The sequence below is a fragment of the Flavobacterium sp. WG21 genome (genome assembly GCF_000335775.1).
GTDB lineage: Bacteria > Bacteroidota > Bacteroidia > Flavobacteriales > Flavobacteriaceae > Flavobacterium > Flavobacterium tructae.
Genome location: NZ_AMYW01000026.1, coordinates 41,826 through 54,836, shown reverse-complemented (window position 1 = coordinate 54,836; position 13,011 = coordinate 41,826). Strand labels below are relative to the sequence as shown.

Here is a 13,011-nt window from a genome sequence, read left to right as displayed (position 1 = left end):
AAGCTTATTCAAAACCCATAAATTAGATTTTCTAAAAAATATTCTTTTTTTAATGAAATACAAATGCATAATCATTGACGACGAACCTTTGGCAAGAGAATTAATTGCTTCTCATTTAGTGAATTTTCAAAATTTCGAACTAATCGATTCTTTCGAAAACGCACTGAATGCTTATACTTTTTTAGAAACAAACACAGTCGATTTGATTTTTTTAGATATAGAAATGCCACTCTTAAAAGGCAATGAATTTTTAAAGAAATTAAAAAATCCGCCTAAGGTAATTTTCACAACGGCTTATCGGGAATATGCCATAGAAGGTTATGAACTTAATGTCATTGATTATCTCTTAAAACCTATCACTTTTGATCGTTTTTTTGTCTCGATAGAAAAATTCAAACAAGTACAGCCATTAAAAAAGGAAACAAAATCAGACTCTGAAAATCATGTTTTTGTAACCAGCGGAAGCAGAAATATTAAAATTGTATTTGATGAAATCTTATTTATTGAAAGCCTGAAAGACTATATTACCATTCATCTCGAAAACGGAAAATCACATCATATTAAGCAGAATATTTCTGTTTTTGAGAAACAATTAGATTCCAATTTTGTGCGTGTTCACCGTTCTTATATCATTCAGATCAAAAAACTAACCGCTTATTCTAAGAATGAAGTTGAAATAAATACAGTAGCAATACCAATAGGAAATAGCTACAAAGAAAATTGGTTACATCATTTAGATACCGCTTTACTGAAATAAAAGAATCCCAATCTTAAAACAAATAAGATTGGGATTCTTTGTTTTATTTCCAAATTGGAATCTGTACAAAACTATCGTTGTACCATTTGATTTTCAAAGGTTCTTTGGCATCTTTAATTGTTTCGCTGCTGACCTCCTTCCCCGTCCCATAATTCAATTCCGAAAAAGCATTTTTGTTTACATTCAAAGTAATCAACAATCTGCTTCCTTTACCCAATTGTTTACTCACCACACGAGTGTTTGAAAAAGGAATACTTTCTATTTTATTGGACTGAAGCAAATTTCTTTTCGTAATATCCTTCGCATAACTTGCCCTTCCTATAAAATAAGACAGCTCAAAATATTTTCCGTCTGGCGTTACTTCAAACAAGGTAACTCCAATATCCATGTCTTTTTTATTGATGCTGGCCTTTATTTCTCCCAAAAATGCTCCATTTACCACTATCGACTGACTAAAAGGTTCGCTTATAAAAACATACCCATTGGACGTATCTACTTCGTTATCAATAATGGGATCGGGATAATAATCGTTATTAATGGTTTGTCGGTCTGCAAAATCAACTTCCTGCGGCAAATAACTTTTTTTAGCAGGTTTTAAGGCATTCAACGAGTAAAATTTTCCTTTCTCTACCGGATCATTGGTGAGATACAACGTTAGCAAACTATTACTCATTTTAGCAATAGACGGAGCACTTCTCCACTCATTAGCTCCCATTACCTCATAATTGATTCTGTCTTTTAAAATTGCCGGTTTGGGTTTACCTTTCAAAATATAATCAAACCATTGATAGGTTATTTTATAGGTATTAATTAGAGCCACCTCATCCACTTTGTAACCATTCAGAACAGCATCACCCCCTACTTGCGCACCAAAATGACCGTACGGGCCAATGATTAAATAAGAATCGGCTTTAGGATTGTATTTCTCCAATTCTCTCAAATAATACAATCCTGAATTTTGAGAATCATTATAGTAACCATCAATGGCTAAAACCGGAATATTTATCTGAGAAAATTCTTTTCCGTATGGCGCCATTTTCTGCCAGTATTCGTCAAATGACGGGTGTTTGATCCACTTTTGAAAGGACTGGTTCGGGCTGCCGTCAATGCTATCCATTTTTTTGTAAGCCACACCGGTTTCCCACCACTTAAACTGCATATTCCTGAAGCGCTGTCTGTCGTTTCCCGCAACCGTATCCAGATATTTGTTATTTCCAACGTAAAATGCCCATTCATAATTAGGATTTATAAAAACGTTATTTTCCATAGGCAACCCCATTCCCGGTCTGGAAGCGACATACGGAACTATCGTTTTAAGTGCAGGGTGCATTTTTTTACACGCTGCCCATTGCGTAAACCCGTTATAACTTCCGCCATACATCCCGACACTTCCGTTGCACCACTCCTGTTTACTAATCCAGTCGATAACATCATAAGTATCATTCGTCTCGTTTTCATAAGGCGTTATTTCATCAGGACTAAATCGTTTCCCGCGTGAATACGACATGACCCCTATATAATCCTTATCTGCCGCTGCTTTTAAAGATTTGAGATCTCTGCCTTTTTCTCTGGCATAAATGGTATGCTGATAGATAACCGGCTTGGGAGTTAAATCTCCCTTTTTCCGAACAACGATTGCTGATATTAAAGCACCGTCTCTGGTTTTAATCATCACACTATCCTGAATGTCATAAGCGCTTTCCAGATCTTTTGATCTTGTCACACTTGTCTGTTGTGCATAGGTGTTGATTACTGAAAAAATAAAAAACACCAATTTTAAAATTAGTCTCATTGAGTTATTTGATTTAAGTAGTTCTGTTGTAATTTTAAACGAATCAGTCATGTCAGATCTGGGTTTTATTTTTCCGGAATTTTAATCCAAAAACAACACACTGCGTCCCGCTGTTTTCAGTACCTCTAAAAACGGCTTCATTTGTATTACCTCTTCTTTTGCTATAGCGATTTAAAAAGAATGAGTTTTTCTTTTTTTAATTAAATCCCATTGAGATTTTTAAACTTAACGGCCTGACGGTTTGAAACTTCTAAGAATTCTCCCGTTTTTAACGTTACTTCCAGTTTGCCGCTAGCGGTTCTGTTAACTTCCCGAATGTGATTAAGGTTTATAATTTCGGTTCTGTTTATTCTAAAAAAAACATTCGCATCCAGCATTTCTTCCCATTGGCGAAGGGAACGTCTCTGAAGAGCTTTTTTATCCTGAAAAAAAAGTCTGGTATAATTTTCAAGAGATTCGATCAGATAAATTTCATCCAGCTGAATAAAGAATCTTTTCTCTCCATCTTTAATGAAAATCTTACGGTCTTTTACTGCAACATCTCCCAAAGAATACTTTCCGGATAAAGTATTTCTTATTTTATCAATTGCTTTTGCAAAACGTTCTTCCCTAATCGGTTTCATTAAATAATCTAAAGCATTTACTTCGAAAGCCCGCACAGCATATTCATTATAAGCCGTTGTAAAAAGTACTGCCGGTGCATTATCGAGAGATTCCAGTAAATCGAAACCGGATTTTTCAGGCATCTGAATGTCTAAAAAGATCAGATCCGGCATTTTGGCTTCAATCAGACTTTTGGCTTCATCAGCATTTCCTGCTTCTCCTACAAGAACAAAATCTTCATGCGGTTTTAGTGCCCTTTTTAGTTCTTCTCTGGACAAACGTTCATCGTCTACTATTATAACTTTTATCTTTCTCATTCTGATGGGAATAAAATAGTTGCCAAAACGGTTTCACTCTCCATTTCTTTAATTTCAAAAGAAGCTCTTCCTTTGTATTGCAACAGCAATCTCTCTTTCAGATTAGTCAATCCAATACCTGAAAAATCTTTAATCTCTTTATGAAGCTTCCCCGAATTTTGAACACTGATTTTTATAAAATTGTCCTCCTGCTCTACTTTTACGGTAACAGCTCCTCCTTCTTTTCTTTTTTCAATTCCATGTTTTATGGCATTCTCCACCAGTGCCTGAATACTTAAAGGTAAAACTAAATGATCAGATAGATTGCTATCTACTTCAATTTGTACCTGTAGACGTTCTTCAAATCGTATTTTTTCCAACTCCAAATAATCCCTAACCAGACTGATTTCATCGCTTAAGGCTACTAAATTTCCTATATTATTATTTAAAGAATTCCGAAGCAAATCAGATAAAAGGTCAATCGCCCGTCGTGCCGAATGCGGATCTTCTAACACCAAAAATTTAATACTGTTCAGTGAATTAAAAAAGAAATGTGGATTAAGCTGTGTACTCAGATTATTCAATTGTGCTTCTTTTAATATAATAGACAATCTCGCATTTTCTTTTACGGTTTCAATCTCTAATCTTGAATAATGATACAAATGATAAGCCAGCACCCAAATAGACATTAGTCTGGTACCAGTAATAAAAACCTGCAACTGCGTGGATTGTAAAAACGAAATGAATGAAATTGATGTGCTTTTTAAAATAAATAGTCGCACAAGGTAAAGTTTCCCCACAATCAAAAGCATGTACAACACAGAAAGTATAAGAACACTCAACACCATTCTTGGAACCAATTTTTTCAGACTGAACTTATTCCAACCTCTTTTCAAAGCAAAATTTCTGTAAAGATGCGTTAATGAAATACCAATAAATACATCTAATACAAAATCAGCTATGCCAATTGTCCACATAAAACTACTGCCAAAAAAAGCCGAAACTCCCCAATACAAAGAGGTTGCCATCCACCCAATGAACTGAATTTTCCAATATGCAGATAATTTTACCATTATTCTCGAGCCAAAAATTGTTATGCTGTAGTAAAGATATTCCACTAACAGAGATTGAGCAAATAAAAGTACATAAGCGAAAGATAACTGTAGACAAATGACGTTCTTTCCTAAATTAACACATAAAACAGATAAAAACCGGATCTTAAATCAGACCAGGCTTTTATCTGTTTTTTTTTAATTTCATAAAAAAATTGAGTAAACATGTTTTTACTTACAAAACAAACCAGCGATCAACAAAAAACATATGTTTTTTCTTTCATGTTTATTTAAAACAATTATAAATTAAAGCTTTGTCTTATCATGTTATTTATATGTCCTGACGTTACATTAAAAAAGAAAAACCCAACATAAATTTGCAGTATAACCTCAAGAAAAAACATAAATCTTAACCACAAAAAACCGAGAAATAAACTTCATAAACAATTACTATACAATCCAGTTTTAACAAAGGAATCAACTAAAAAAAATCAACAATTGACTTATGAAAAGCTTGAAAAATGCTCCGCAGATTATTCTAAAATCAAAACATATTGGGCATCCAATTGATTTCAAATGGAATAAGAAGAAGATGGAAAAGTTCTTAGATCCTCTGGATGAATACAAAGAACTCGAAACTACATTGTTAAATATTAATCATAAAGCAACGGTAGGACTTAGTGCTGCTTTACTGGAGTGGATCTACTGGCGTTTTATAGGCCATAATACAAGTATCACTGATACCGAAAAACGCATCGAAGCACTTTGGTGCTCAATTAAAGATCCGGAGTTATCAAGTCCTTTATTATTTGACACTAATTTTGACATCCCGGCTTCAGGCCCTATAAACGGTCCATTATGGGTAGCACATATGACCGTGAGAATGATCGATGTAAGATATAGAAAAGGATCTTACTTTTTACAAAATGAAATTTTAGGACTGGTACTGCTTGCCCGTCATATAACGCCTAAGAAAAACGTTTTTGACAATTGGTTCAACAATACCATTATACAATTAACTTATTTGTATCCGTGTCCATATGCAAATGAAGATCTTGATGGAACGGATGAAAAGGTATACGATTCTCATAACGAATCTGTAATTTGCCGCGATTTTTTCTTTAATCCTAAATTTCGATATACCATTATGGCATCAGAAAAAGCGGTGAATAAATACATCCAAAATTCAGATCAAAAAAGCAATCCGTTTCTTCAACTATCACAAAAAGTTTCCTAATTATGATGTACTAATACTATTTTAAATACAAAACCCAATAATGCTCTGAAAACAGACAAACATTATTGGGTTCTTTTATAGCTTCTAAACAGTAAACTTTAAAGGCAAATGGACCACTTTTTTAGTTTCAAAGAATTCATCTTCAAAAATAGTCGACAAATCATATAAAGTAGCTTTTGGAAAAGCTGCCAATTCTTCTGTTAAGTCTCCTCCTTTTAAATATAGAATTCCGTTTTTCAAAGTGTGTTTATGCTGCTTCTTTATTTTACCTTTTACCCACGAAACAAAATCCGGCATATTGGTTACGGCACGACTTACAATAAAATCAAAATCACCTTTTACCAATTCAGCACGCTTTTGTTCTGCTTTAACATTTTTCAATTCTAATGCGTCTACAACTCCCTGAACCACCTTAATTTTTTTTGCTATGACATCAATCAGATAAAAACGGGTTTCAGGAAAAAGAATGGCCAACGGAATTCCGGGAAAACCACCTCCGGTACCTACATCCAAAACTGTTGCCCCTGGTTCAAACTTCATAATTTTAGCAATTCCAAGCGAGTGCAAAATGTGTTTTGTATATAAGGCATCAATATCTTTTCTTGAAATAACATTGATTTTTTCATTCCAGTCGTGGTATAAAAAGTCTAACTTTTGAAATTGCTGGATTTGAAGTTCAGTCAAATCCGGAAAATATTTCAATATCTCATCCATTGCTCTAATTTTTTTAACAAAAGTAGTACTTTACGATTGAAATATTTAACTCAATTTTGCAAATTGAAAATTTATAATAATTACCTTTGAAACCTATTTAAAATAATTATGAATAACACTGCGCCTACATTTGCGAAGCAAGACAATCTGAAGTTCTTCAGAACGCTTAACTCACGAGTAAACAATTACTTCAAAGAGAACAATATTCAGAAAACAGGAAACTGGAAGCTGCATTTAAAAGCCATTATTCTTTTCGCCGTTTTTTTAACGCCCTATTTTTTAATATTAACGCTTAACATGCCTTTCTGGGCACAATTGCTCCTAAATATCCTTATGGGAGTTGGTATGGCCGGAATTGGTATGAATGTCATGCACGATGGAAATCACGGGTCGTACTCTTCTAAATCATGGATCAATAAAATCATGGGAGGAAGTATTTATGTCCTAGCCGGAAATGTTCACAACTGGCAGGTTCAGCATAACGTACTTCACCATACGTATACAAACATTCACGGTCATGATGAAGATCTGGATGCCGGAAGAATTATCCGCTTTACACAAAACGCAGAATGGCGTCGTTTTCATAAATTTCAACATTACTATTCTTTTTTCTTATATGGACTATTGACTTTCAATTGGGCCTTAACAACCGATTTCAAGCAAATGAAAGACTATATTAAAAGAAAATTATCTTACGGAGCGCCGCAAAGTCCGACCAAATTATGGACCGTTCTTGTGATCACAAAAATAATTTATATTTTAATCTGGATCGCTTTACCAATGATTTTGGGGGTAATATGGTGGAAAGTCGTGATCGGGTTTTTCGTAATGCATTACACAGCCGGATTAATTTTAAGTATCGTTTTTCAATTGGCACACGTAGTAGAAGAAACTTCAAATCCTGTTCCGAATGAAGACGGGGAAATAGAAAACACCTGGGCAATTCATCAGTTGTACACCACCGCTAATTTTGCACCAAAAAACAAAGTTGTCAACTGGTTTACCGGAGGATTAAACCACCAGATCGAGCATCACATTTTTCCAAATATCAGTCATATTCACTACGGAAAAATTGCCGAAATTGTAAAACAAACGGCCATCGAATGCAACTTGCCTTATCATGAATTCAAAACGATGAGAGGAGCTGTATTAGCACATTACAGACACTTAAGAGATCTTGGAATAAAACCCGAGCTAGCATAAAATAAGAAACTATTAATCATTAACCGTCTTTAATTAAAGTTGAAATTAAAGACATTCAAAAATTTTATAATGAATCATATTCTTTCAGACAGAATCAACAACTTAGCGACATCACAAACTTTAGCAATGGCTGCTTTAGCACGCGAATTAAAAGCACAGGGAAAAGACATTATCAGTTTAAGTTTAGGAGAACCGGATTTCAATACGCCGGATTTCATTAAAGAAGCAGTTAAAAAAGCAGTAGACGAAAACTACAGTACTTATTCTCCGGTAGAAGGTTATTTAGAATTGAGAGAAGCAATCTGCAAAAAATTCAAAAGAGACAATGCATTAGAATACAAACCATCTCAAATTGTGGTTTCTACAGGTGCAAAACAATCTTTATACAATATTGCCCAAGTAATGTTAAACGATGGTGACGAAGTTATTTTACCGGCACCTTACTGGGTTTCTTACTTTGAAATCGTAAAACTTTCAGGCGGAGTTCCGGTTGAAGTTCCTACTTCTGTAGATACTGATTTCAAAATGACGCCTGAGCAATTAGAAGCTGCCATCACACCAAAAACAAAAATGATGTGGTTCTCTTCTCCTTGCAACCCATCCGGATCTGTATACAGCAGAGAAGAATTAACAGCGCTTGCAAAAGTGTTGGAAAAACATCCAAATATTTATGTAGTTTCAGACGAAATTTATGAGCACATCAATTTCTCAGGGACTTTCTGCAGCATCGGATCAATTCCTGGAATGTTAGAAAAAACGATCACTGTAAACGGAGTTGCAAAAGCATTTGCTATGACAGGATACAGAATTGGTTATATCGGAGCTCCTGAATTCATTGCAAAAGCGTGCGTAAAAATCCAGGGACAAGTAACTTCTGGTGCAAATTCTGTAGCACAACGTGCCACAATTACAGCTGTAGAAGCCGATCCAAGTGTATTAAACCACATGGTTCAGGCTTTCCACACTCGTAGAGATTTAGTTGTTGGATTGCTTAAAGAAATTCCTGGTGTAAAAATCAACGTTCCGGAAGGAGCTTTCTACGTTTTCCCTGATGTATCTTCTTTCTTCGGAAAAACATTAAGAGGAACCGAAATTAAAGATGCAAACGATGTTTCTATGTATTTATTGGCTGAGGCTAATGTAGCAACGGTAACAGGTGATGCTTTTGGAAACCCAAATTGTATCCGTTTCTCTTATGCTACAAGCGACGATATTTTAAAAGAAGCTTTGCGCAGAATCAAAGAAGCTTTGACTGCATAATGCCATACAAACAATAACCAAAAGGGTGTTTTCTTTCCGAAAACACCCTTTTTTTTATCTAGTCGATTAAAAGCGAAGCGATCTCTTTTGTAATTGCAGTCGGCGAATTGCAATCGCAATTACTTAACCCTACTACATAAACCTGTTCTGTCGGTTCGTAAATCCCCATCGATTTAAATCCAAAAATGCTTCCACCATGCTCATGCACCATTTTATTTTTTACTTTTTCTAAATGCCAGCCGTAGCCGTAATCTATATTCGTTTTGTTGTTCAACTGATAATTCGTAAAAGCTTTTACTGTGAAAGCAGGGCTCAATAAGGCATTACTCTTTACTGCATTTTGCCACTTCCATAAATCATCGACGTTTGACATAATCGATCCCGAAGCATACGGAATAGAGAAACTGATATAATTGGCATTACTAAAACCATTCCTGTCCCGATAACCGGAAGCCCTGTTTTTAATCATTTTATCATGGCTCGCGTAATAGGTATTTTCCATCCCTATTTTCTTAAAAATATGTTGCGTTACAAATTCTTCATACGTCTGACCTGATGCAATTTCAATGATATATCCCAAAAGAACATAGCCGGAATTGCAATACTTATACTGTTCCCCGGGTTTAAAATCAACCGGTTCACTCTTAAAGAAATCAACTAATTCTTTTGGCGACAAATCTCGTCGGGCTATATCTTTTACAGCTTTCATACCGGTAAAATCTTTAATTCCGGAAGTATGTGTTAGCAAATGATGAACTGTTATTACATTACCGTTCGTTGGGTAATCGGGAATAAATTTCGTGATTTCGTCATCAAGTTTAAGCTTCCCCAGCTCTGCTAACATCAAAACAGCAACAGCCGTAAATTGCTTGGTCATCGACCCGATTTCAAAAACAGACTCGGGTTTCATTTGAACATTCATTTCTAAATTGGCCATTCCAAAAGCTTTTCGATACACTACTTTTCCTTTTTTAACCGCCAGAAAAACAGCCCCGGGATTTTCAGGTTTAAATTTAGCCGTTAACAAACCGTCTATTTTTGTTTCTAAATTCTGAGCAAAAACAAAAGAATGAAAAAATAGAAAGGAGACAATAAAAATTCTAAAAATTACTCTCATCTGATAATCTAATTAAGGGTTGATTCTTCTTTTGACGATATCACTCCACTTTAGGTTACAAAACAAAAAACAGTAGTTGTTCAAATTTTATGGTATCCTTTTTTCTAACGAGCATTATTTTTTAGATTATTTTTACAGTTACGCTTAACAGAAAAACATTCCCAAATGAAAAAAATAATTTTAGATCTGGCTGTAACTTTAGATGGTTTTATTGAAGGTCCCAACGGAGAAACAGATTGGTGCATCATGGATGATGATATGAATTTTGATGGATTCTTATCCAGTATAGACACCATTTTTTATGGCAGAGTGAGCTATGATATGTGGGGAAATTATCAGCCGGATGAAAATGCAAGTCCTGCTGAAAAGTCACTCTGGAAAGAAGTACATGCAAAGAACAAATATGTTTTTTCCAGTCAAAACAGAGAAGACGACAATGCCTCTTTTATCAATTCTGACATCGCAACTAAGGCAAACGAAATCAAAAAACAATCGGGAAAAGATATCTGGTTATATGGCGGGGCGAGCCTTATTAAAACTTTTATTCAATTCAATCTTATTGATACCTATAGAATATCAGTTCATCCAATAGCTCTGGGAAGCGGAAAACCACTATTTGAAGACTTAAAAGAAAGATTAGAATTAAAGTTACTGACCACCAATATTTTTAAATCGGGTGTAATACAGCTTATTTACGAACCCGTTAAATAAAAACTCCATTTATCATCATTCCATATAACCTAACTATTTCAAAAAAAGTCACTTCAGCATTAGCAAACTCGAAATATTTATAAGAACTTTGCAAACTTTTTTGCGTGAATACCACAAAAGCCTAAAGTACTTAAAATGAAGAAGAAGATTGAAATATTAGCTCCTGCCAGGGATTTAATTGGAGGAATGGCAGCCATAAACAGTGGCGCCGATGCTGTTTATATTGGTGCACCACAATTTGGAGCACGTTCAAACGCCAACAATTCTATCGAAGATGTAGCGGCACTGGTACAATATGCACACCTGTTCAATGCTCAGGTTTTTGTGGTTATGAATACCATTTTGTACGACAACGAACTAGAAACTTGCCGTTCAATGATCTGGGAATTGTACGACATTGGTGTTGATGCCCTGATTATTCAGGATATGGCAATCATGGAAATGGACTTACCTCCTATCGTACTTCACGCCAGCACACAAGCCAATAATCGTGATGCTGATAAAATTAAATTCCTTAAAGATGCCGGAATCAAACGTGTGGTTTTAGCCCGTGAATTGAACCTGCATCAAATTAAAACGATATACGACGAAGCTGATGTTGAATTAGAATTTTTCGTAACCGGAGCTTTATGCGTATCCTTTAGCGGAAACTGTTACATGAGTGTAGCCAACGGAGAACGCAGTGCCAATCGAGGTTCCTGCGCACAAAACTGCCGTTTACCTTACAACTTAATCGATGGAAACGGAGAAACCCTAATCAGAAACAGTCACTTGCTTTCGATCAAAGATTTAGACATTTCAGATCAGATTCCGAATCTAATTGAAGCCGGAATCGTTTCTTTCAAAATCGAAGGCCGCTTAAAAGATGTCGTTTACGTTAAAAACAACGTTTCTTATTTACGTCAAAAACTAGACAGCTATTTAGAAGGCGCCGGAAGTGATAAGTATATGAAAGCATCATCAGGAACATGTACCTATACTTTTGATTCTTCTTTAAGCAGAACTTTCAACCGTGGTTATACGGATTATTTCGTAAACGAAAGACACAGTTCCATTGGTTCTTGGGAAAGCCCAAAATCAAAAGGTCAATATATTGGTAAATTAATCCGAACGGTTGGAAACGCCTACGAAATCGAAAATGGTGAATTACTCAACAACGGTGACGGACTTTGTTTCATCAATGAAAACAATGAAGCTGACGGAATCTATGTAAACAAAGCCGAAAACGGGAAAATTTATCCAAACGTTTTAAAAGAAGTAAAAGACGGAACTTTTATTTACAGAAATAATGACGCCGCTTTTATCAAAATTGTAGAAAGAGAAGACAGTGCCGTTCGTAAATTGAGCACCACTTTATTACTTACCGAAACAGAAAACGGTTTTGAACTAATCGCAACGGATGAAGACGGTAATGTAAGCACTGTTACTCTGGAGCATGCGAAAGAGCAAACTAAAACCGGCGAATCTATCGAAGAGAACATTAAAACACAATTGGCAAAAACAGGTTTCACACCTTACACCGCCGATGAAATTAATGTAATGTTCTCTCAAAACTGGTTCCTTCCTATTTCAAAAATCAACGAAATGAGAAGAACCGTTTACGATCAGTTGACTGAAATTCGTCTGGCCAATTACAAACGTGAAGAACACCAGTTAGTTAAAACATCACATCCTTATCCGGAAACTAAATTGGATTTCATGTACAATGTTTCCAACAAAACAGCCCGTAAATTCTACGAGCGTCATGGCGTTACCGAAATTGAAAAAGCATTCGAACTACAATGGGATCCGGGAAAATCTCGTGTGATGACCACTAAGTATTGCATCAAATACGAATTAAAGAAATGTCCGATACACCAAAAAGATATAGCAGGTGTTAAGGTAAAAGAACCTCTGGTTTTAAAACAAGGAGAATTAGAATACAAACTGAAATTCAACTGCAAACCTTGTGAAATGGAAATCTGGGAAAAAGATGCAGAATTCGAAATAGAAGAAGATCATTTTCATTAATATACAAACCGATACTTTCAAAAGAAGTATCGGTTTTTTATTTTGGGCGTGTCCCTCCGGGTCGGGCTATCCGCTGCAAGTCCTCGCACTTCCTTCGTCAGGCTGCGGGCTTTCCACTTCTATCCCTCACGCAAAAGAGCTAACAAGAACTTTTAAGAGCACAATTACCTCATACTGTCGTTTCGAAGAACGAGACTCGAAACGACAAACTACATGGTTAGTTTATCTAAAAAACAAAACCTTAGCGTCTTTTGCGTAA

Annotated in this window: 11 protein-coding genes; 6 read left to right on the top strand and 5 right to left on the bottom strand. The window is 35.4% G+C overall.

Annotated features, from left to right (window positions below):
* Positions 1 to 52 precede the first annotated feature (52 nt).
* Entirely contained in the window at positions 53 to 757 is a 705-nt protein-coding gene (locus tag C245_RS0116910; RefSeq protein ID WP_017497792.1) for a LytTR family DNA-binding domain-containing protein, read from the top strand.
* A 43-nt stretch (positions 758 to 800) separates the two neighbouring features.
* Here the strand turns inward: C245_RS0116910 and C245_RS0116905 are convergent, their stop codons facing one another.
* The 3 genes from C245_RS0116905 to C245_RS0116895 form a co-directional block, all read right to left on the bottom strand.
* Positions 801 to 2,549, bottom strand: a complete 1,749-nt coding sequence (locus tag C245_RS0116905; protein WP_157495891.1) for a CocE/NonD family hydrolase — start codon at positions 2,547 to 2,549, stop codon at positions 801 to 803.
* A 200-nt stretch (positions 2,550 to 2,749) separates the two neighbouring features.
* Positions 2,750 to 3,469, bottom strand: a complete 720-nt coding sequence (locus tag C245_RS0116900) for a LytTR family DNA-binding domain-containing protein (RefSeq protein ID WP_017497790.1) — start codon at positions 3,467 to 3,469, stop codon at positions 2,750 to 2,752.
* Complete coding sequence (locus C245_RS0116895; RefSeq protein WP_017497789.1) at positions 3,466 to 4,521, bottom strand: sensor histidine kinase; 1,056 nt, start codon at positions 4,519 to 4,521, stop codon at positions 3,466 to 3,468. The genes C245_RS0116900 and C245_RS0116895 overlap by 4 nt, the downstream gene beginning before the upstream one ends.
* A gap of 484 nt (positions 4,522 to 5,005) precedes the next feature.
* Between C245_RS0116895 and C245_RS0116885 the strand changes: the two genes are divergently transcribed.
* Positions 5,006 to 5,737, top strand: a complete 732-nt coding sequence (locus C245_RS0116885; protein ID WP_017497787.1) for a hypothetical protein — start codon at positions 5,006 to 5,008, stop codon at positions 5,735 to 5,737.
* An 84-nt stretch (positions 5,738 to 5,821) separates the two neighbouring features.
* On the opposite strand, the gene rsmG is transcribed toward C245_RS0116885, so the two are convergent.
* Positions 5,822 to 6,451 carry a 16S rRNA (guanine(527)-N(7))-methyltransferase RsmG gene (rsmG, locus tag C245_RS0116880; RefSeq protein ID WP_017497786.1) on the bottom strand — a complete coding sequence of 210 codons (630 nt, stop codon included), beginning with the start codon at positions 6,449 to 6,451 and terminating at the stop codon, positions 5,822 to 5,824.
* A 108-nt stretch (positions 6,452 to 6,559) separates the two neighbouring features.
* Here rsmG and C245_RS0116875 point away from each other — a divergent pair, with 108 nt between their 5' ends.
* Both C245_RS0116875 and C245_RS0116870 read left to right on the top strand, forming a co-directional pair.
* Entirely contained in the window at positions 6,560 to 7,654 is a 1,095-nt protein-coding gene (locus C245_RS0116875; RefSeq protein ID WP_017497785.1) for an acyl-CoA desaturase, read from the top strand.
* A 69-nt stretch (positions 7,655 to 7,723) separates the two neighbouring features.
* Positions 7,724 to 8,914 carry a pyridoxal phosphate-dependent aminotransferase gene (locus tag C245_RS0116870; RefSeq protein ID WP_017497784.1) on the top strand — a complete coding sequence of 397 codons (1,191 nt, stop codon included), beginning with the start codon at positions 7,724 to 7,726 and terminating at the stop codon, positions 8,912 to 8,914.
* A gap of 58 nt (positions 8,915 to 8,972) precedes the next feature.
* Here the strand turns inward: C245_RS0116870 and C245_RS0116865 are convergent, their stop codons facing one another.
* Positions 8,973 to 10,031 carry a serine hydrolase gene (locus C245_RS0116865; protein WP_017497783.1) on the bottom strand — a complete coding sequence of 353 codons (1,059 nt, stop codon included), beginning with the start codon at positions 10,029 to 10,031 and terminating at the stop codon, positions 8,973 to 8,975.
* A 165-nt stretch (positions 10,032 to 10,196) separates the two neighbouring features.
* Between C245_RS0116865 and C245_RS0116860 the strand changes: the two genes are divergently transcribed.
* Together C245_RS0116860 and C245_RS0116855 are read left to right on the top strand one after the other, a co-directional pair.
* Complete coding sequence (locus C245_RS0116860; protein ID WP_017497782.1) at positions 10,197 to 10,742, top strand: dihydrofolate reductase family protein; 546 nt, start codon at positions 10,197 to 10,199, stop codon at positions 10,740 to 10,742.
* A 135-nt stretch (positions 10,743 to 10,877) separates the two neighbouring features.
* On the top strand, positions 10,878 to 12,752 hold the full coding sequence (locus C245_RS0116855) for a U32 family peptidase (RefSeq protein WP_017497781.1): 1,875 nt from the start codon (positions 10,878 to 10,880) through the stop codon (positions 12,750 to 12,752).
* Positions 12,753 to 13,011 lie beyond the last annotated feature (259 nt).